The sequence below is a fragment of the Rhizomicrobium sp. genome (assembly GCA_037200385.1).
Classification (GTDB): domain Bacteria; phylum Pseudomonadota; class Alphaproteobacteria; order Micropepsales; family Micropepsaceae; genus Rhizomicrobium.
In genome coordinates this window covers 1,566,149-1,585,923 of the sequence record JBBCGL010000001.1, presented here as the reverse complement: position 1 = coordinate 1,585,923, position 19,775 = coordinate 1,566,149, and the positions used below count along the sequence as shown (strand labels likewise).

Genomic DNA, 19,775 nt, shown 5'->3' with positions numbered 1-19,775 from the left:
CCGGATGCAGGCGCCGACACAAGATACTTCGAGATCGGCCGACAGCGGTTACGATCTGGACCGGTTGCGTCTGCGCTTCGGCGATCCGGCGATCGAGGAGCGCTTCCGCGTCGAGAGCATAAATGAATCCCGCCCCCTGATCCGCACCTATCTCGTCGCCGCGGCGATGCTGTACCTGACCTTCGGGGTGCTGGATGCGGTGGTCGGCGGCTCGCTGGTGGGCATCCTCTGGTTCATCCGCTACGCCGTGGTCTGCCCGATCCTGCTGGGTTCGGCGGCGCTGACCTATGTGCCGTCCTTCGAGACGTTCTCCCAGCGGGTCATCTCGACCGCCATGATCACGCCGGGGCTCGGCGTGGTGGTGATGACGGCGATCATGCCGGCCCCGTTCAACAGCCTCTACTATGCCGGCCTCATCATGGTGGTGATCTACGGCAGTTCGCTGGTGCGCCTGCGCTTCATCAATTCGGTGATCATCTCGCTGACGCTGGTCGGCCTCTACCAGGTCGTCTCGCTGGTCATCAATCCGATCCCGTTCAAGGACTACCTCAACAACAACTTCTTCCTGGTGATGGCGACGGCGGTCGGGCTGTTCTCGGGCTACATCCAGGAGACGTATGTCCGCCGCTCCTATCGCGCGCAGAAGGTGATCGAAGCCAAGAACGCCGCCGCCAACGTCCTGCTGCTGGAGGCCGACAAGGCGAACCGCGCCAAGAGCGAGTTCCTCGCCAATATGAGCCATGAGCTGCGCACGCCGCTCAACGCCATCATCGGCTTCTCCGACATCCTCAAGAAGCAGCTCTTCGGGCCGATCGGCAACGAGCGCTATGTCGAATATGTCGGCGACATCAACGACAGCGGCAACCACCTGCTCGCGATCATCAACGACATCCTGGATCTCGCCAAGGCGGAGGCCGGCAAGCTGACGCTGCAGGAGGACGAGATCGACCTGGTGCGCTGCCTCGAGGATGCCATGCGCATGTGCCGCGGACGCGCCGCGGCGGGCGGCGTCGAGCTCTCCTTCACCGGCGGCGGCGAACAGCTCTATGCCAGCGTCGACGAGCGCGTCGTGCGCCAGATCGTGCTCAACCTGCTGACCAACGCGATCAAGTTCACCCGCGAAGGCGGCCGCGTCACGCTCGGCGTCGCGGCGGAGCCGGGCAGCGGGATCTACATCCGCGTCACCGATACCGGCATCGGCATCGCGCCGGACGACATCGCCCGCGTCATCCGCCCGTTCGAGCAGGTGGAGAACGTGCTGTCCCGCACCCATGGCGGCACCGGCCTGGGCCTGCCGCTGACGGCCAAGCTCACCGAACTGCACGGCGGCGAGCTCACGATCACCAGCCAGGTCTCGCAGGGCACCACCGTCACGGTCCGGCTGCCGCCCGAGCGCCTGCGCGCCCCGCCGATCAAGCGCATGCTGAAGGCGGTATAGACCGCAGGGGACGGGCTCATCCTTCGACAAGCTCAGGCTTGAGCGGGTCCCTCAATCCGAGCCTGTCGAGGGCCGCCTCAAGCCTTGCGTATGAACAGCATCCGCACGCGTCCCGTCCGCTCCGTCTCGGTCCACGCCTTGGCCGCGTTGAGGCCGTCGGCCCAAGCGGTCATGCAGGCATCGTCGCGATAATGCAGCGTCCAGTCGGTGATGTATTCCATCGGCCAGTAATTGCTGAGCGGGCATTCGTTCATGTTGCCGATGATCAGCAGGCCGCCCGGCGCCAAGAGGTCGAACAGCTGGCCGACCAGCGCTTTGGCGCGGTGGTCGGTCAGGTAGTCGAGCAGACCGACCGAATAGACCAGATCCTGGGGCGGCAGGCCGGCGAAAGCCTCGTTGCCGCGCAGGATGTCGGTGAAGGAGATGTTGAGTCCCTGCACCTTGATCCGCCCGTCGGAGTTCAGCACATAGGGATAGGTCGACTCATGCGCATAGAGCAGCGCCGATTCTTCCTGGTCGATCAGCGAGAACTCGACGCGATGGCCGCCCGCGCTGTGGCTGCTCAGATAGGAGCCCACCTCGCGCGCCGGGCCGCTGCCCAGGCTGGTGATGCGCGCCGGCCGGTCGTGGCCGCGCTCGCGCACCACGTCGGCGATATGGGTGCGCACGACCTCCATGCGGGTGCGAATGCACTCGGCGACTTCGAGGCCGACGCGATGCATCAGCATCTCATAGGCGTCGGTGCCGAGGCGTTCCCAGTCATAGACCTGGTTCATGATCTCGAAGTCGCCGGGATAGCCGAGCGGCTTGGCGTAGGAGCGGTCCCAGATCGCGCCCTTGCGCAATTCGGGCGTCAGCACGAGCTCGGTGAACTCCTTCGCCGCCTCGCGGACTTCGCGGTCGTTGATCAGCGGCAGGGTGAGGTCGTTGCCGGTGCGCCACAGCGCGCGCCATTGCTGGATCAGGCGCGGCTCGCAGGTCTCGAACGCCTCGACCTGGTCGAGGCCGTGGCGGAATTCGTTCGCCACCGCCGAATTGGATTCCAGCACCATCCGATAGGAGCGCAGCAGCTTCAGCACGTCGGCACAGAAGGCGCGGTATTCCAGCGGCACGAGCTGCACGGACTCCGAAGCGAAGGCCGGCGCCCGGGCCGCGATCTGCGCCTGGGTGTTGCGGGTCAGCAGCTTGTCGAACTCGACGAAGCGGTCGACGAAGTTGAAGGCGAGCTTGGAGCCGAACACCGTGCTCTCGGAACGGCAGACCCGCGCCGTGCTCTCGAAGATCGGCAGGCCCGATTGCTGGATGGACAGCGCGACGGTCTCGCCGACCTCGGGCAGGTCGTCATGGCTCTGCTTCGACAGCGCGGCGAGGCCGCCGAGGCTGATGTCGTGCAGACGAAAGGCCGACGAGCGCACGCGCACGCGCGGCGCCAGATTCGGAAACATCCGGCGCGCGTCGTAGCGCGGCGGGCGGAAACGGATCTGACGTCCCGTCGATCCCTTGAGCTCTTCATACGCAAGCATGGCGGCACCTCTGTGAGAACAACTCGGTCTCCTCCTGAAGGCACCCCGCGGCGCCCCTGTTGCGGGACGCCTTTTTCCATCACCCCGTGGCGCCGGCCGTTGAGTCGTCCGGTCACCGGTGAAAGCGTTAACGAAACATTAATAGCCGAAAGAGTCAGCGGAATCAATCGGATGCGCACCCCCTATTTTGGGGGAGGGGTAGGGTTACCCGTTAACCTTGGTAAATTTCGTGCCAAGGGATTCAAAAGGTTGTGCAATTTGAGTCGCTTAACGCGCGGGAACTTCCGGCGCGGGGGCCGTACGACGCGTAAAATACTTCGTATCGCGATAGCCGATCCTTAGCGGGCGCGGCGATAACATCGTCCCGCAGTCGATGCGAGGCGGCGATGTTTCTTTATCGCGTGAAAGTCGAAGAGCGCGAGGCGGCGCGGATGATCGCCCTCAAGGGCGATGTCGAGTGCAGCGAAACGGCTCTGCGGAGCCATTGCCCGATCCGCGAGATGAGCGTGGTCGCGCAGGCGACGGAACTCGATATCTATCTCGCGCTCGACGACGTCATCGAGACCCTGCAGCTGCACCGCCTCGTGACCGCACTCAATGCATTGCTCGAGGGCAGATCGGCTGTGCGCCGCACCGTCAGCTCCGAGCTGATCCACATTTGAACGGGCGACGGCGATCAGCCGTCGTAGAAGAACGCCGGGTGCAGGCCGATCAGCGTGCGTTCGCGCTCGGTCCGGGCGCGTGCGATCGCTTCGGGCATCAGGTGATTGACCTCTGCCGTCGTGCGGATGCGCTGTGCGATGTCGCGGCGGCCGTAATGGCATTGGAGGAAGAAGCGGCGGTGTCCGTCCTGGGCCGGCGTGCCGCGATGCCAGACGTCGGAGACGAACAGGATCGCGTCGCCCGCCCTTGCGGGAAGCAGCACCGGCGCCTTGTTCTCGAAAGTGAGGTCGGGATCGTCCTGGCGGTCGCGCGGCGGCGCGCGGCCCGAGCGGTGGGAGCCCGGCAGCACCGCGGTGGGGCCGTGCGCGACGGTGCAGTCTTCAAGGAAGAGATGCGCGCCGATGGCGAACACCGGATAGGGAATCGCGTCCGGCCACGGCACGTTCTCCGGCCGCGGCACATGCGGCCCGGCATCGACATGCCAGCGTCCGCCCCGATGTCCCGGCGCGTTGCGCCACGCGGTGTTGGCGATGACGTGGCAATCCTCGCCGAGCAGCGGCTCGACCGCGTCGAGGATGGCGCGGCTCGCGACGGCCTTCTGTGCCAGCGCCGAGCGGTTGAGCATGCCGTAACGGAATTCGTCGCGTGCATCGCGCTCGCGGTCGGTGCCGGAGGCCTCGAACACCGCCGCGATCTCGGCCGCCAGGGCCGCGACGCTCTCGGCGTCCAGCACGTTGCGGATCAGGGCATAGCCGTTGCGCTCGAGCTGCTCGGAGGCCGCGGGCGCGGGCTCCCGACGCAGTTTCAGATTGCCGTGGCGGCGCGTCAGCATCGCGGAATGCTAAGCGCGCAAGCGCACCGGGAGCAACATTCTCGCAAGCGCGGCAATAGGTGGGACGTCGAAGCTCCAGGCGGTACTTATGTCTATATCCGCGAGGCTATCGGGGTCGGAATGATATTAACTCCCGTGTGAGTGAGTATTGACAATGGCCGCGTTATGGGTTGCCATCGCGACGTTGGAGCGTCGGCACTCATGATCGACGCGTTCGGGAGGGAAATCAGATGAGGGCAATTCTTCTCGCGTCGGCTTGTGCCGTCGCGCTGTCGGCGCCGTGCATGCCTGCGCGAGCACAGACAACTCAGGGCGGCGGGGACAGTGCCGATCAGGCGGGGCAGCTCGAGACCGTGGTCGTGACGGCGGAGCGCCGATCGGAAAACCTGATGAGCTCGCCGATCTCCGCCGACGTCATCGCCGGAGACGAGCTGAAGAACAAAGGCGTGCTCAAGGTCGACGACCTGCAATTCGTCTCGCCGGCCGTGACGATCAACAATTTCGGCCAAGGCATCGACTTCAACATCCGCGGCATCGGCAAGGGCGAGCACAACAGCCAGACCCTGACGGGCGTCATCACCTATCGCGACGGCGTGCCGACCTTCCCCGGCTATTTGACGGAAGAGCCCTATTACGACATCGCGAGCGTCGAAGTGCTGCGCGGCCCCCAGGGCACGTTCGTGGGCCAGAACGCGACCGGCGGCGCGGTGTTCGTTACCTCGAACAATCCGCAGATCGGCGGCGGCTATGACGGCTACGGCTTCGCCCAATACGGCAACTACAACGACGTCGACCTGCAGGGCGCGCTCAACATCCCGATCAGCGACACGCTGGCGGTCCGCGTCGCCGCCAATGGCGAGAGCCGCAGCAGCTTCTACAGCATCCAGGACCGGACCACGACCGCCAACACCGCGCCCGGCTACTTCACCTCCGCGCCGGACAATTGCCCGGGGGCAAAATATGCGGGCTGCAAGCCGGGCTTCAATCCGGGCGACCAGCGCTGGGGCGCCGGCCGCGTCAGCGTCCTGTGGACACCCACCGACTCGCTGACGGTTTCGTTCAAGACCGACGTGGACTATCTCGACAACGGCGCCTATCCGGCCGATCCGTACACGGATCGCCTGCCGGTCGGCACCATGGTGCCGGTCCTGCTGGGCTATGGCGCGTCGGACCCCAGCTCGACCGTCTTCCGGCCGAATCCGCAGCAGAACGACCTGTTCCACATCACGGCCAATTCACCGCAGTCGGCTCTCGACCGGCTCGTGCGCTCGGTTCTCAAGATCGACTACGTGTTGCCGGGCGGCATCACGCTGCGCTCGGTCTCCGGCTACCAGCAGGGCAACACCAACTACACGGCAGACCTGGACGGAACGGACATGGGCGGGCTGCCCAATCTGACGATCTACGGCGTCCAGGCCAACAACTACACGTTCTTCGATCGGGTGGACGAGACCATCTATTCCCAGGAATTCAACCTGATATCGCCCGACAACCAGCGCCTGACATGGATCTTCGGCGTGTTCGGGCAGTCGGACAGCTACAACTTCGAGAAGCCCTATCAGTTCTGGATCGGCACCCCGTACTTCGTCACCTCGCCGCCCACCGCGCCATCCGGACAAACCGGTTCCTATGGGCTCCAGGGCACCAACGCAAACGCCGCCTGGGCGGCGTTCGGTCAGCTCAGCTACAAGCTGACGGATTCGTTCGAGGTGCAATTCGGCGGCCGCTGGTCGACGAACCGGTCGCACAACGTCGTCGACATCGCGCAGTACGGCACGCTGCTGACGGCCAATCAGGCGACGAGCTCGAACAGCCTGGACTACAAGGGCTCGCTGAACTGGCAGCTCAACGAGAACAATTTCCTCTATGCCTTCATCTCGACCGGCTACAAGCCCGGCGGCCTGAACCTCCCTGCCTATGTCGGCGATCCCGCTCTCCCGTTCGGTCCCGAGCGTGTCACGGAATACGAGGGCGGCTGGAAAGCGACCCTGTTCGACGGCCATGTCCGCACGACGCTCGACGGCTACTACAACCAGTACAAGGGCTTCCAGGTCACCATCGCCTATCCGTTGATCCCGACCTTCGGGCGTGAAATCAACGTTCCGCACACGACCTCCATCTACGGCATGGAAGGCGAGATCGAAGCGGCGTTCGGCGATTTTTCGGCCAGCGCCGGAATAGGCCTGCTGCACTCGTCGCTCGGCGGATTCTATGCCGTCGACAGCCGGGAGTGGAAGACCGGCTTGACCTGCGATCCCGTGGCGGGCAATCCGGGCAATCCCAATTGCGTGTATATCGGCGGACATCCGCAGACTTATGCACCGAGCGTGTCGGGCGACATCGGCGTGCAATACATGTTCCATCTGGACGGCGGCGACACGCTGACGCCGCGGGTGAGCTTCGCCTATCAGGGCGGGCAATGGGCGTCGCTGTTCGACAACCCGCTCGAAGGCGACCTGCTCGATGCGCGCCATCTTCTGGGTGCGCAATTGGAGTGGAAGACCGCCGAATGGACCTGGACGCTGTACGGCACCAACCTGACGGACCAGCACTATGTCGCGGCGATGAACTCCGGTCTCGACTTCGCCGGCCCGCCGCGGCAGTTCGGCGTGCGCTTGCTGAAGGTGTTCTGATCCCCGAACTGTCGGCTGCCGGCGCAACCCGTCGGCAGCCGAATCTTTTCCCGGTCATATTCCGCATGGGCCATGATTTCTGAGATGCGCGCCGCAACGAGACCGCCCCATGCGGCTGGACGTCCGGGCACCGCTTCGGCCGTCTCGGCCGCGCGGCCCGGCGCGCGCGCCTGGATCGTGTTGGGCATCCTGTGTTTCGTCTATGTCCTGAATTTCCTGGACCGGTCGCTGCTGTCGATCCTGGCCAAGCCGATCCAGGACAGCCTGCACGTCTCCGACGGGCAGCTCGGCCTGATCGGCGGTCTTTATTTCGCGCTCTTCTATTGCTTCATCTCGATTCCGGTCGGCTGGATCGCCGACAGGACCAACCGGGTCTGGGTCCTGTCCATCGCCTGTGCGCTGTGGAGCGCGGCGACGATGGCGTGCGGTGCCGCCGCGACCTATCCCCAACTCGTTGCCGCACGGATGACGGTCGGCGTGGGCGAGGCGGGCGGCGTGCCGCCCTCCTATGCGATCATCTCCGACTATTTCCCGTCGGGCCGCCGCGGCACGGCGCTCAGCCTCTACAATCTGGGTCCGCCTATCGGCGCGGCGCTGGGGACCGCCTTCGGCGCCTCCATTGCCGCGGCTTATAGCTGGCGCGCGGCATTCGTCGTCCTGGGATCGGTCGGCCTGTTCGCGGCCTTGCTCGTCATCCTGTCCGTTCGCGAGCCGCGGCGCGGCGGCCTCGATGCGCCCTCCGTCGGCGCCGCGGCGTCCGGTTTCGGGCAGACGATCGTGATGTTCTTCTCGAAGCCGGCGCTCGTGCTCGCCGCGCTCGCGAGCGGCGCGACGCAGATCATCACCTATGGCGCGGGAAACTTCTCGACGCTGTTTCTCATGCGCGAGAAGGGCATGACGCTGCACGAGGTCGCGATCTATGCCGCGCTGGCCGTCGGGATCGCGATGAGTGCCGGCATCATCGTCTCGGGCCGGGTGATCGACCGGTTCACGCGACGCTCCCGGCAGGCCTATGCCCTGATTCCCGCCGCGTCGCTGACGCTCGCCATCCCGTTCTTCGTCGGATTCATCCGGGCGCCGACATGGCCGCTGGCGCTGGCCTTCATGATCGGCCCGTATTTCCTCAACTACTTCTACCTGTCGTCGTCGGTGACGCTGGTGCAGGAGGAAGTGCGGCCCGACCAGCGCGTCACGTCCGGCGCGCTGCTGCTGCTGGTCATGAACCTGATCGGCATGGGGGTCGGCCCGACCTTCGTCGGTGCGGCGAGCGATTTCTTCCATGCGAGCCATCCGCACAATTCGCTTCAGCTCGCCTATTATGCGCTCGTGCCGTTCTACGTCCTTGCGATCGTGCTGTTCCTGTGGCTGGCGCGCGTGCTCCGCAACGAAGACCTCACGATGGGAAAGTCACCGCGATGATCGCCTTGCGTCGTCTCATCCTCAGCGTCGCCGCGGTGGCCAGCCTTGCCATAGCCTCGCCCTCGCGCGCGGACGAGACACCGGTTCTGGACGCGCCGGCCGGTCCATTGAAGGGACAGATCGAAGGCGCGCTGCATGTCTTCAAGGGCATCCCCTATACCTTGCCGCCGGTGGGCGCCTTGCGCTGGAAGCCGCCCGCGCCGATGCCGCGCTGGACGGGGGTCAGAGCGGCGACCGCATACGGACCCGAATGCGTCCAACCCAAAGGCGCACTCTCGACCATCTACTCCGAAGATCCGGTGCCGATGAGCGAGGATTGCCTGACGCTGAATGTCTGGGCGCCCGCCGACGCGCATAATGCGCCGGTCTTCGTCTGGATCCATGGCGGCGCGTTTTGGGGCGGATCGAGCCGGGAGACGCTCTATGACGGCGCCCGCCTGGCCGCGCACGGCGTCATCGTGGTCACGATCAACTATCGGCTCGGCGTCCTGGGCTGGCTTGCCCATCCGGCGCTCAGCGCCGAGTCGCCGCTCGGCGTCTCCGGCAATTACGGCCTGCTCGACCAGATCGCGGCGCTGCGCTGGATCAAGGACAATATCGGCGCCTTCGGCGGCGATCCCGCGAACGTGACCATCGCCGGCGAGTCGGCGGGCGGCCTCAGTGTCGTCTATCTCCTGGCCTCTCCGGAGGCACGCGGCCTGTTCTCGAAGGCGATCGCCGAAAGCGCCTATACGATCTCGACGCCCGAACTCCGCGACAGCCGCTTCGGCGATCCGCCGGCCGAGGCGGTCGGCGTCTGGCTCACGAAGAAAGCGGGCGCGGCCGATCTCGCGGGGCTGCGCGCGATGGACGCCGTCGCGCTCACCGATGCGGCGGCGCAAGCGGGGTATGGGCCGTTCGGGACGGTCGACGGCAAAATCCTGCCGCGCCAGCTCGTCGAGACGTTCGATCGGGGCGAGCAGGCGCGCGTACCGATCCTCGCCGGCTTCAACAGCGGCGAGATCCGCTCGCTGCGCATCCTGGCGCCGCCGCCGCCGCCCGATCCGGCGAGCTATACGGCCATGATCCGCGCCCGCTACGGCGATCTCGCCCACGACTTCCTGCAGCAATACCCCGCGGCCACGCTGAACGAGAGCATCCTGAGGACGACACGGGACGCGCTCTATGGCTGGACCGCCGAGCGGCTCGTCGCCAAGCAGGCCGCGCTGGGCGCGCCGGCTTTTCTCTATTACTTCGATCACGGATATCCCGCGGCCGATGATGCCGGTCTTCATGCCTTCCACGCCAGCGAGCTCCCTTTTGTGTTCGGCAATACCGACCGCACCGCGCCGCTCTGGCCGAAGATCCCGGCGACGGCCGCGGAGACGAACCTGACGGACGCCATTCTGGGCTACTGGACCGCATTCGCCCGCGACGGCGCGCCGCGCGCGGCCGGCCAGCCGCAGTGGGCGGCCTATGGCAGCGATCGCGCCTATATGGCTTTCGAAGACGCGCCGCGGCCCGGCACGCATCTTCTGCCCGGCATGTACGAGTTGAACGAACAAGTGGTGTGCCGGCGCCGTGTCCAGGGCGGCATCGCCTGGAACTGGAATATCGGCCTCGTTTCACCGCCGCTTCCCGCCGCATCACCGGAGTGCCAATGATCGACGGCGACATGCAGCCGTTTGCGCTCACGCTCAACAAATTCCTCGAGCACGCCGCCAAATGGCATCCGAGCGCCGAGGTCGTGACGGCGCGCGAAGGCGGCCGGATCGAGCGGATCGGCTATGCCGCGCTGAAGGCGCGCAGCCTGAAGGTCTCGGGCGTGCTCGGGAATTTCGGGATCGGGGCGGGCGACCGGGTTGCGACGCTGGCGTGGAACACACAGGCCCATGTCGAGGTGTGGTACGCGGTCATGGGGATGGGGGCGGTCTGCCACACGCTCAATCCCCGCCTCACCGATGCGCAGCTCGCCACGATGGTGGCGCAGTCGGAGGCCCGTATCCTGATCGCGAGCGCGGACCTCGCGCCCCTTGCCCGGCAAATTGCTGCGCGCGTGCCGTCGCTCGAACGGCTGCTCGTCATCGATGTGCCACAAGACGTTGCCGCCCCGGGTGCAGAGGCTGCGCCTGCACTCGAGCCGTTGATCGCCGCGGCCGAGGACGGCGTGCGTTGGGGCGAGTTCGCGGAGACGACGGCGTCCGGGCTGTGCTTCACCTCGGGGACCACGGGGGCGCCCAAGGGCGTCAGCTATACGCACCGGTCGAGCTTCCTGCACACGCTGCGCCTGCTGCAGGCCGATGCGATGGCGATCACCGCGGCGGACAGCGTGCTCGCGGTCGTGCCGATGTTTCATGCCAATGCCTGGGGCCTTCCCTTCGCCGTGCCTGCGGCGGGCGCGAAGCTGGTGTTGCCGGGCCGCCAGAGCGACGGCGCGAGCCTGGCGCATCTGATCAATGCCGAAGGCGTCACGATCGGCGTCGGCATCGCCACCGTCTGGCTCGGGCTCTTGGAGCATCTCGAGGCCGGCGGCGGCGAGGTGGCGACGCTCCGGCGCATCATCGTGGGCGGCGCGGCGCTGCCGCCGGCCCTGATGGCGCGCATCGAACGCCGGCTGGGCGTGACCGTCCAGACCAGCTGGGGCATGACCGAGCTGTCGCCGCTGGGCACGATTTCGCCGCCGGGGGAGCCGGTGCGGTCCGCTGCCTCGTCCGGCCGTCCCGCGGTCGGCGTCGATCTCCTGCTGACCGATGCCGAAGGCCGCGCGCTGCCCGATCAGCGCGGTGTCGAGGGACATCTGCGCGTCCGCGGCGCGGCCGCCGTCGCGCGCTATTTCGGCGAGGAGACATGCGCGACGGATTCCGGCGGCTGGTTCGCGACCGGCGATCTCGCGAGGATCGATCCGGACGGCAATCTGATCATCACCGGCCGCGCCAAGGATCTGATCAAGTCGGGCGGCGAATGGATCAACCCCGCCGAGATCGAAGCGATCGTCAGCACGCTTCCCGAGATCTCGCTCGCCGCGGTCATCGGACGCGCGGATCCCAAATGGGGCGAGCGGCCGATCCTGCTGGTGGAGACGCGCGGCGCGCAGGCGATCAGCGACGAGGCGTTGCTGGCGCCGTTGCGCGGCGCAGTCGCGTCGTGGTGGATTCCCGACGCGATCATCCGTCTTCCGCGCATGCCGCTGGCGCCCACGGGCAAGGTCGACAAGATGCGCTTGAGGGCCGAATATGGCGGCGATTGAACACGAGACCAGCATGCGATCGCCCAACGCCGTCACCCCGGCGCGCAAAACCCGCGCCGCGCCTGAAGACGGAAAATCCCGCCGCCGCCCCACCAAGGTGCAGCAGCGGGCGGATAAGATGGAGCAGATCCTCGACGCCGCGGAATTGCTGTTCTCGAGACATGGCCTCCATGGCGTGACGCTCAAGGACGTGGCGAAGCTCGTCGGCGCGCATCATACGCTGCTGAACTATTATTTCGACGACAAGAAGAAGCTGTTCGATGCCGTCTTCGCCCGCCGGGCGGCGGTCACGAGCACGCGACGCATGGAGGCGCTCAACGCCTATGACGCGGCGACGAAAGGCCGGCCGACCGTCGAAGGCGCGCTCCGGGCGTTCCTGGACACCGATCTCGACCTCTACATTCAAGGCGGCGAGAGCTGGAAGAATTACGGTGCGCTCGGCGCCCAGGTCGCCAACACCCCGCAATGGGGCGCCGAACTGATGGACGAGCATTTCGACCCGGTGGTGCTGCGGCTGATCGAACTTCTGAAGAAGGCGCTTCCGGACAGCGCGGAGGAAGACATCTTCTGGGGCTATCACTTCGTCACCGGCGCGCTGATGCTCACGCTCGCGCGGACGGGACGTATCGACAAGCTCTCGGCCGGGCTTTGCAAGTCGGACGACTTCGTCGCCGTCAAGGACCGCATGGCCTCCTTCATGGCGGCGGGCTTCCTTGCGATCCATGCCCGTCACAAGGATGGCCAGAGGCGCTGAGCGGGCTGCGTCAGGTCGGAGCCTTGCCGACCAGGCGCTCATATTGCTCGGGGTCGGTCGCGCCCTCCGTGCCGATGAGGAGCACCGTGGCGGCCCGCGACAGCCCCAGGGCATCGAACCAAACCTCGCGTGCGCAGACGGCCAGCAGGCCGGCGAGACCGGTCGCGCCGGACTCGCCGCTGACGATCGCGGGGTCCGGCGCCGTCGGAAATGCCAGGCGCCGCATGGCCGGCACGGCCAGCGCGTCGGGGACGTCCAGGAAGTCGTCGCAGCCGGTGTCCAGGATGTCCCAGGCGGGCTGCGAAGGACGCAGGCATTCCAGCATCGCGTAGATCGTCGGTTCCGTCTGCGGAATCTCCAGAAGCCCGCCGGACCGGCAGCTCTCCAGCAGGCAATTGGCGCGCTCCGGCTCGACCACGACGATGCGGGGCGCGTCGTGTCCGAAGCGGTTTCCGCAATAGGCCGTTACGGCCGCGGCAAGACCGCCGACACCGGCCTGGACGAACACATGCGTGGGCGGTCGCGGCAATTGGGCGATCGCTTCGTCGATCAGAACCGTGTAGCCGCGCATGATCAGATGGGGAATCTCCGCGTCGCTTTGTTCCGCGGTGTCGGGCACCAGCGTCCAGCCGCGATGCAATGACTCGCGGCGCGCCTCCTCGACGGAATGGTCGTAGGTGCCGGGGACGATGCGGATGTCCGCGCCCAGCTGCGCGATCCAGTCGCGTCGGGCGGCGCTGACGCCTTCGTGCAGGAACACGACGCATCTGGCGCCGAACAGCCGGGCGCCGGCCGCCACCGAGCGGCCGTGATTGCCGTCGCTCGCACAAGCAAAGGTCATCTCCGATGCGATCCCGCGAACGTCGTCCGAAAGAAGATCGCGCGGCGATATCGTGCGGCCGGTTTCCCGTTCGGCGCGGCCGCGGAGGATTTCGGCGATGGCGTATACGCCGCCCAGCGCTTTGAAACTGTTCAGCCCGAGCCGATAGGATTCGTCCTTGAAGAACACACCGCCCAGCCCGAGCTCCGCGGCCAAGGCATCCAGATGCCATAGCGGCGTCGGCTTGTAGACAGGACAGCAGGCGAGCAAACCCAGCACCTCGCGTGCGGCAGCCATGCCGAGCGCCGCGACCGCCGGCGGCATCGGGTTGCTCGCCATGCGCTTTCGGGGATTGTGAAGCAATTCCATGTGAGGGGGCCGTCAGAAGATGCCGATGGCGGGATGCCGGTCGCGCCACGGCAGCGCCTGTTCGAGCTGGCCGGCGAGCGAGAACAAAGCCTCTTCCGCGGCGTAGCGTCCGACCATCTGCGTGCCGATCGGCAGGCCGGCGGCGTTTTGATGGAGCGGCATGGTCATCGCGGGCTGGCCGGTCATGTTGTATTGCGCCGTGAACGCTGCCAGGCCGAGCAGATCACGCAGATAGCGCGCCATGTCGGTCACAGGCGCGTCGGCGTCGATCACGCCGAGCTTCGGCGCCGCCTGGGACAGGGTCGGCGTCACCAGGACGTCGTATGTCTCGAAGAACGTGCCGATCTGCCGGCTGATCGCGTTCATCCGGTCCAGCGCGCCGAGATAGGCGTTGGACGAGATCTCCGCGCCGAGCCGTGTCATCGCCAGGGTCGACGCCTCGAGCGTGTCGCGGTCCGCTTTGCGCCCGGTGGCCGCTTCGAGCTTGCGAACGCTGTGATGGATGTTGGCGCACCAGATGGTCTCCAGCGTTTCGACGAACGTCTCCGGATCGAAGGACGGAGCGGCCTCCTCGACATGATGTCCGAGCCGGGCGCAAAGCGTCGCCGTCGCGCGCGCCGCGTCGCGGACATCGCTTGAAACGCGGTCGGCCAGCGGGCTGCCGAGCGAGACGGCGATGCGCAGCCGGGCCGGAGCCCGCCTTGCCGCCGAAAGAAACGTGCCGCCGGACGGCGGCGCGGCGTAGCGGCATCCCGCATCGGGGCCGGCAGTGGCGTCGAGCACGGCCGCCGAGTCGCGCACCGTTCGCGTGAGGACGTGCGCGACCGTGAGGCCGGCATTGACCTCGCCGGCCTGCGGCCCCGTCGGATTGCGGCCGCGGGTGGGCTTCAGGCCGAACACGCCGCAGCAATGTGCGGGCACCCGGATGGAGCCTGCGCTGTCGCCGGCATGTGCGACCGGCACCGCGCCGGACGCGACGGCGGCCGCGGCGCCGCCGCTGGAGCCGCCGACCGAGCGCGTGAGATCCCAGGGATTTTTCGTGGCGCCGGTCGTTTTCGGCTCCGTCGTGAAGGTCCCGCCCAGTTCGGGAGTCGCCGAGCGGCCGATGATGACCAAACCCGCTGCGCGCAAACGGCGCGTCAGTTCGGAATCGCGATCGGGTGTGAGGCCCTGCGCCAACGCGCAGCCCATCTCCTGCGGCAGGCCGGCCACCGCGGCGCCGATGTCCTTGATGAGCGTCGGCACGCCCGCGAAAGGCACGTCCTCGGTCGGGGCAGGCGAGGGGAGGGCAACCGGTTCGCCGACCAGAAAGTTGAGCTCGCCGTTGAGCCGGGCGCTCGCCTCGGTTGCGGCGGCGCGCAATTCGGAGGGCGAGACCTGCTTGGCGCGGACCAGCTCCGCCAAGCCCAAGGCGTCGTATCGTGCATATTCGACCAGTTTCATTTGCGACTCGTTCCTCGGTTCGAGACCTTTGCGACGCACTGACTGACAGTTATTCATTGGGTCGGGCAGGCCCCTGGACGTCCCGGCACGTCGTCAAGACCGGGATTTCTTCGAGGGCCCTTGAAAGCTGCGCAGGGCGGCGAGGATCCAGCCGACCACATAGGCTTCATAGTCTTTGGAAACGCGGTTGCCGGAATGGCCGAACAGGCGGCCCATGGCGCCGTTGACGGAGTCGATGATCAGCCAGGACACGACGTTGGGATCCGCATCGGGACTGACGTCGCCACGCTTCTGCCAGGTCCGCACGAGATTCAGCGCGAACTCGTTCGTCGGGCGATACATCTCGTTCCACGCCTGGCGGTCCATCCCATGCGCGGCGCCGCCATCGGTGCTTTCCAGGACGTCGCGATATTGAAAGCAGACCTTATAGTAGGACATCACGGTGTTGCGCAGCGCCGTTTCCATGTCCTGTTCCGGCGAATGCGTCGCTTCGATCATCGCGAGTGCGTCGTTGATCATGCTCCGGAACAGCTCGGCAATGACCGCTTCCTTCGACGCGAAGTGCAGATAGAACGAACCCTGGCTCATGCCGGCCTTTTCGACGATGTCGGAAACCCGCATCTGTGCGAATCCCTTCTTGGCCAGAACGGCGCGCGCCGCCTTCAGGAGCTGTTCCTTGCGGACCTCGGCCGGCCTTGTGCGCGTCATGCTCTTCCCGTTCCGTTTGCGCGACCTCGCCGCGCCATGCTCCGCCGCTTCGCGGTCACGACGATCTCCAACCGATTCTTCGTGCGTACCAATCATGACGTCCTATTGACAGGAGCCAAACGGCGCGTCAAGAATAAATGACTGACGATCAGTCGTATTCTTGCAGAGGCCTGTTTCATTGGTGCGCGGGCGTAAAATCAGGGTGTTTTCCGGCGCGATCTCGGCGGAGACGAATGTGTTCTCGCCGATCACCACCGACATGGCGAGCTTCGAATCGCATCTTTTCGTCCGGGCCGGCACGCTGGATTTCGACGGCGAGGCGGCATGGCCGCTGCCGCTCGAAGGCTTTCGGCAAAGCTGCCGGCGGAACGGCTGGCAGATGGTGCAGGGTCTCTGCGTCGGCGCAGAGCCGGCGGGTCCGGTGCCGCAGGATGTCTATGAGCGGCTGCGCGACGGGCTGCTGGCGGACCTCGCCGCCGCGCTCCCCGTGAATATCGTGGCGCTCTGCCTGCATGGCGCGATGATCGCTTCGGATTGCGACGATTGCGAAGGCGACATCCTGCGCCGCGTGCGCGCGATGGTCGGCCCGGACGTCCTCGTCGGAGCGGTGCTGGATCCGCACGCCCATCTGAGCGATGCGATGATCGACAACGCGACGGCACTGGTCTTCTTCAAGGAATACCCGCACACCGACGTCCGCGAGAGCGCCGTCGAACTGATCGAACTTCTGGGCGCATGTCTTGCCGGGAAGGCGCGGCCACAAGCCTCGGTCTTCGATTGCCGCATGATCGCCTTCTATTTCACCGACAGCGAGCCGATGCTCGGCTTCGTCAAGGCGATGCGCAGATGGGAGGCGCGGCCGGGCATCCTGTCCGTCTCGCTGGTGCACGGCTTTCCCTGGGGCGACACGCCGGCCATGGGAACGAAAATGCTCGTCTACAGCGATGCGCAGCCCGAACTGGGCGCACGTTGCGCGCGCGAACTGGGCAGCGCGCTTTTCGAATTGCGTGGCCGGACCATGCCGGAATTGTCGTCCATCGCCGCAGTGGTGTCGGAATTGACCGCCGCGCGAACCGGAACGGGACCGGTCGTGCTCGCGGACGTGGCCGACAATCCGGGCGGCGGGGCGCCCGGCGATGCGACCTTCCTGATGCGCGCGCTGATCGAGCGGGGCGTCGAAGGCGTGGCGTGCGGCCCCTTCTGGGATCCGCTCGCGGTGCGCAACGCTTTTGCCCTCGGCGAGGGCGCGCGGGGATTCATGCGCATCGGCGGCAAGGGCTCGCCATTCTCGGGCGTGCCGCTCGATCTCGATGTGACCGTGGAGCGGCTGGTGCCGGCGGCACATCAGGTCATCGACGGCTGGGCCTGGCCGATGGGCGACACGGCGCTCCTGCGAGCGGGAGGCACGGCGTTCGTGGTGACGACCGAGCGGCTGCAATGCATCAATACGGACATCTTCACGGTCGTCGGACTTGCGCCCGAGCGGCAGGACGTGATCGTCGTGAAGTCGGCGCAGCATTTCGTTGCGGCCTATGCACCGTTCGCCGTGGCGATCCGCTATGTGGATTCGCCGGGCGCGCTCTTCCTCGGCGCCGATCCGGACCGGTACCGGCATCTGACGCGGCCAAAATGGCCGTTCGATGAACAGCCCTTCGGCGCGGCTCCGGCGGGGGACGTTTTGCGGTCCACTATATGAATGATCGTCAGTCAGTATGAATCCAGCGAGTAAGGGGGCAGTATGCGTAGGTTCAACGTCGAGAAGCAGGTAATGGAGTTGGCCGGATCGTCGACATGCGGGTGGCGGCGGTCCTGTGCGGTGGGAGCGGGGGTTTTTCTGACCCAGGTGCTGGGCAGCGCGGCCTATGGACAGGTAGCGCCGGCCAAGGCGGACCAGACGATCGAGACCGTGGTGGTCACCGCCGAAAAGCGGCCGGAGGATCTTCAGAAGGTCCCGCTTTCGATGACCGTGCTTTCGTCGCAAGACCTCAGCAAGAAGGGCGTCAACAATCTGCGGCAGCTCGAATTCTCGGTTCCCAACCTGACCTTCGAGGGTGTCGATACCGGCATCGGGCCGACAGTGGCGATCCGCGGCATCTCCAGCGACGCGCGCAATATCGGGTTCGAAAGCGGCGTCAGCATGTATGTCGACGGGGTCTATACCGGTCGGCCGGACACGTTCAACGCCGACATGCTGGGCATCGAGCAGATCGAGGTGCTGCGCGGTCCGCAGGGCACGCTGTTCGGCAAGAACACGACGGCGGGCGCGCTCAACATCACGACGCGGCAGCCGACCGACACCGTGCAAGGCTCCGCCGAGTTCGAGTACGGCAATTTCAACCAGGTCGTCGGCCGCGGCACGATCAGCGGGCCGCTGGTGGACGGCAAGCTCACGGCGGAGGCCGGCGGCTTCTTCCGCTTCCGCGGCGGCTATGAGGAGAACCTGTTCGATCATTCGCGCGAATACGACGAGAACTCGCTCGGCGGCCAGGCGAAATTGCGCTTCACGCCGTCCGCGTCCACCGACATCACCCTGGCCGTCGACGGCCTGGCGGAGCATTACCGTCCCGACGTCAACCAGGTGCTGCCGGGCAGCTTCGGCTATGCCCCGGGCCAGGACCCGCGCGCGGTGAACATCGACGCGCCGGTCTTCCAGAAGCGCCAGATCTTCGGCACCAGCCTGACGACGAACGTGCAGTTCGACGACGGCTCGACGCTGACCGCCATCAGCGCCTATCGCCTGGCCGATACCCATTTCCTGTCGGACGACGACGCGTCGCCCGAGCCCTTCCTGACCTCGAACTTCATCGACGACCAGAACCAGTTCTCGCAGGAGGTGCGCCTGGCGTCGCCGAGCGACGGCAGGTTCAGCTATGTCGCGGGCGTGTTCTTCTTCGCCCAGGGTATCGGGACGCGGCGTGCCTCCGTCATTCCGCCGTTCACGCTGCTCGGCCCAGCAAGCGTCGCGGTGACGCTGGACGGCAGCGTCGACACGCGAAGCTATGCGGCCTTCGGGCAGGCCGAATACAAGTTCACCGACGCGCTCAGGCTGAGCGCCGGCCTGCGCTACACCTATGAGGAAAAGAACCTCTGGATGAACCTGGTGGGGTCGCCGCTGTTCAACATCATCGACCTCAGCACCACGCGATCGATCTCCGATTCCAACCTTTCGCCCATGGTCTCGCTGTCCTACGCGTTCAACGACGAGGTCAACGGCTATGCCAAGATCTCGGAGGGCTTCAAGTCCGGCGGCTTCAATGCCGACTTCGTCGCCAGCAGCCAGCTGGAGTTCAAGCCGGAGACCGTCACCAACTACGAGATCGGCCTCAAGACTCAGATCGCCGACCATCTGCGGCTCAATCTCGCGGCGTTCTACATGGACTACGACGATTTGCAGGTCTCGAGCTTCGAGCAGTTTTCGGGCTTCGTCATCTCCAATGCGGCCAAGGCCCATATCTGGGGCGCGGAACTCGACGGCGTCGCGGACTTGTTTCCCGGCTTCGCGCTCAGCGGCGGGCTCGGCTACCTGAACGCCACCTTCGCGTCCTACCCCAATGGCGGCGGACTTGGCATCGATTACACAGGCAACACGCTGCCCAACGCACCGCATTGGACGGGCAATGTCGCGGGCGAATACGACTTCAAGCTCCTGGATCTGGGCACCGCCTTCGTCCGCGCCGAATACGCCTATCGCGACTTCTCCTTCACCGATGCCAGCGACGACGCCGATCATCTGCTTTCGGGCTTCGGCCTGCTCGATGCGCGTGTCGGCCTGAATTCCGAAGATGGGCGCTGGACCTTCGAGGTGTGGGGGAAAAACCTGACGGACAAGCTCTATGCCAATGATCGCGGCGTTCCGATCCTCGGCGGCATCCTGGGGCAGACCTTCACCAGCTATGGCGCGCCTCGCACCTTCGGCCTCCGCGTTGCAACCAATTTCTGACCTTCAC

At 66.1% G+C, this 19,775-nt stretch carries 15 protein-coding genes; 9 read left to right on the top strand and 6 right to left on the bottom strand.

Translation table 11 applies throughout. From position 1 onward, the window contains the following. Nucleotides 1-4: 4 nt before the first annotated feature. Nucleotides 5-1,438 (top strand): ATP-binding protein, encoded by a 1,434-nt coding sequence (locus WDM91_07415; protein MEI9994406.1) that lies wholly within the window; start codon nucleotides 5-7, stop codon nucleotides 1,436-1,438. A 77-nt stretch (nucleotides 1,439-1,515) separates the two neighbouring features. Here WDM91_07415 and WDM91_07410 read toward each other — a convergent pair whose 3' ends face one another. Further along, nucleotides 1,516-2,961 carry a class I SAM-dependent methyltransferase gene (locus WDM91_07410; protein MEI9994405.1) on the bottom strand — a complete coding sequence of 482 codons (1,446 nt, stop codon included), beginning with the start codon at nucleotides 2,959-2,961 and terminating at the stop codon, nucleotides 1,516-1,518. 386 nt (nucleotides 2,962-3,347) lie between these two features. On the opposite strand from WDM91_07410, the gene WDM91_07405 reads away from it, so the two are divergent. Then, on the top strand, nucleotides 3,348-3,623 hold the full coding sequence (locus tag WDM91_07405; GenBank protein ID MEI9994404.1) for a hypothetical protein: 276 nt from the start codon (nucleotides 3,348-3,350) through the stop codon (nucleotides 3,621-3,623). A 14-nt stretch (nucleotides 3,624-3,637) separates the two neighbouring features. Here WDM91_07405 and WDM91_07400 read toward each other — a convergent pair whose 3' ends face one another. Beyond that, on the bottom strand, nucleotides 3,638-4,456 hold the full coding sequence (locus tag WDM91_07400; protein MEI9994403.1) for a phytanoyl-CoA dioxygenase family protein: 819 nt from the start codon (nucleotides 4,454-4,456) through the stop codon (nucleotides 3,638-3,640). 230 nt (nucleotides 4,457-4,686) lie between these two features. On the opposite strand from WDM91_07400, the gene WDM91_07395 reads away from it, so the two are divergent. From WDM91_07395 to WDM91_07375, 5 genes are all read left to right on the top strand, one after another. After that, entirely contained in the window at nucleotides 4,687-7,089 is a 2,403-nt protein-coding gene (locus WDM91_07395; protein ID MEI9994402.1) for a TonB-dependent receptor, read from the top strand. 84 nt (nucleotides 7,090-7,173) lie between these two features. Next, entirely contained in the window at nucleotides 7,174-8,508 is a 1,335-nt protein-coding gene (locus WDM91_07390; GenBank protein ID MEI9994401.1) for an MFS transporter, read from the top strand. Continuing rightward, nucleotides 8,505-10,151 (top strand): carboxylesterase family protein, encoded by a 1,647-nt coding sequence (locus WDM91_07385; protein ID MEI9994400.1) that lies wholly within the window; start codon nucleotides 8,505-8,507, stop codon nucleotides 10,149-10,151. The genes WDM91_07390 and WDM91_07385 overlap by 4 nt, the downstream gene beginning before the upstream one ends. Beyond that, entirely contained in the window at nucleotides 10,148-11,734 is a 1,587-nt protein-coding gene (locus WDM91_07380) for an AMP-binding protein (GenBank protein ID MEI9994399.1), read from the top strand. Before WDM91_07385 ends, WDM91_07380 begins: the two co-directional genes overlap by 4 nt. A gap of 13 nt (nucleotides 11,735-11,747) precedes the next feature. Further along, nucleotides 11,748-12,488: a TetR/AcrR family transcriptional regulator gene (locus tag WDM91_07375; GenBank protein ID MEI9994398.1), complete on the top strand. Its 741-nt coding sequence runs from the start codon at nucleotides 11,748-11,750 to the stop codon at nucleotides 12,486-12,488. Nucleotides 12,489-12,498: 10 nt separating this feature from the next. Here the strand turns inward: WDM91_07375 and WDM91_07370 are convergent, their stop codons facing one another. The 4 genes from WDM91_07370 to WDM91_07355 form a co-directional block, all read right to left on the bottom strand. Further along, nucleotides 12,499-13,647, bottom strand: coding sequence for a diaminopropionate ammonia-lyase (locus WDM91_07370; GenBank protein MEI9994397.1), 1,149 nt, complete (start codon nucleotides 13,645-13,647; stop codon nucleotides 12,499-12,501). Nucleotides 13,648-13,689: 42 nt separating this feature from the next. Further along, nucleotides 13,690-15,120, bottom strand: a complete 1,431-nt coding sequence (locus WDM91_07365; protein MEI9994396.1) for an amidase — start codon at nucleotides 15,118-15,120, stop codon at nucleotides 13,690-13,692. A gap of 93 nt (nucleotides 15,121-15,213) precedes the next feature. Further along, nucleotides 15,214-15,828 (bottom strand): TetR/AcrR family transcriptional regulator, encoded by a 615-nt coding sequence (locus WDM91_07360; GenBank protein MEI9994395.1) that lies wholly within the window; start codon nucleotides 15,826-15,828, stop codon nucleotides 15,214-15,216. A 102-nt stretch (nucleotides 15,829-15,930) separates the two neighbouring features. Continuing rightward, nucleotides 15,931-16,089, bottom strand: a complete 159-nt coding sequence (locus WDM91_07355) for a hypothetical protein (protein MEI9994394.1) — start codon at nucleotides 16,087-16,089, stop codon at nucleotides 15,931-15,933. Here WDM91_07355 and WDM91_07350 point away from each other — a divergent pair. Further along, nucleotides 16,064-17,524 carry a M81 family metallopeptidase gene (locus WDM91_07350; GenBank protein ID MEI9994393.1) on the top strand — a complete coding sequence of 487 codons (1,461 nt, stop codon included), beginning with the start codon at nucleotides 16,064-16,066 and terminating at the stop codon, nucleotides 17,522-17,524. The genes WDM91_07355 and WDM91_07350 overlap by 26 nt on opposite strands. Before the next feature lie 42 nt (nucleotides 17,525-17,566). Then, on the top strand, nucleotides 17,567-19,768 hold the full coding sequence (locus tag WDM91_07345; protein ID MEI9994392.1) for a TonB-dependent receptor: 2,202 nt from the start codon (nucleotides 17,567-17,569) through the stop codon (nucleotides 19,766-19,768). Nucleotides 19,769-19,775 lie beyond the last annotated feature (7 nt).

Excerpts from the sequence above, each read along its gene's own strand:
- WDM91_07385 (MEI9994400.1), top strand. The coding sequence starts at position 8,505 with ATGATCGCCTTGCGTCGTCTCATCCTCAGCGTCGCCGCGGTGGCCAGC.
- WDM91_07405 (MEI9994404.1), top strand. The coding sequence starts at position 3,348 with ATGTTTCTTTATCGCGTGAAAGTCGAAGAGCGCGAGGCGGCGCGGATG.
- WDM91_07400 (MEI9994403.1), bottom strand. The coding sequence starts at position 4,456 with ATGCTGACGCGCCGCCACGGCAATCTGAAACTGCGTCGGGAGCCCGCG.
- WDM91_07410 (MEI9994405.1), bottom strand. The coding sequence starts at position 2,961 with ATGCTTGCGTATGAAGAGCTCAAGGGATCGACGGGACGTCAGATCCGT.
- WDM91_07415 (MEI9994406.1), top strand. The coding sequence starts at position 5 with ATGCAGGCGCCGACACAAGATACTTCGAGATCGGCCGACAGCGGTTAC.
- WDM91_07390 (MEI9994401.1), top strand. The coding sequence starts at position 7,174 with ATGCGCGCCGCAACGAGACCGCCCCATGCGGCTGGACGTCCGGGCACC.
- WDM91_07395 (MEI9994402.1), top strand. The coding sequence starts at position 4,687 with ATGAGGGCAATTCTTCTCGCGTCGGCTTGTGCCGTCGCGCTGTCGGCG.
- WDM91_07345 (MEI9994392.1), top strand. The coding sequence starts at position 17,567 with ATGCGTAGGTTCAACGTCGAGAAGCAGGTAATGGAGTTGGCCGGATCG.
- WDM91_07370 (MEI9994397.1), bottom strand. The coding sequence starts at position 13,647 with ATGGCGAGCAACCCGATGCCGCCGGCGGTCGCGGCGCTCGGCATGGCT.
- WDM91_07360 (MEI9994395.1), bottom strand. The coding sequence starts at position 15,828 with ATGACGCGCACAAGGCCGGCCGAGGTCCGCAAGGAACAGCTCCTGAAG.
- WDM91_07355 (MEI9994394.1), bottom strand. The coding sequence starts at position 16,089 with ATGTCGGTGGTGATCGGCGAGAACACATTCGTCTCCGCCGAGATCGCG.
- WDM91_07380 (MEI9994399.1), top strand. The coding sequence starts at position 10,148 with ATGATCGACGGCGACATGCAGCCGTTTGCGCTCACGCTCAACAAATTC.
- WDM91_07365 (MEI9994396.1), bottom strand. The coding sequence starts at position 15,120 with ATGAAACTGGTCGAATATGCACGATACGACGCCTTGGGCTTGGCGGAG.
- WDM91_07375 (MEI9994398.1), top strand. The coding sequence starts at position 11,748 with ATGCGATCGCCCAACGCCGTCACCCCGGCGCGCAAAACCCGCGCCGCG.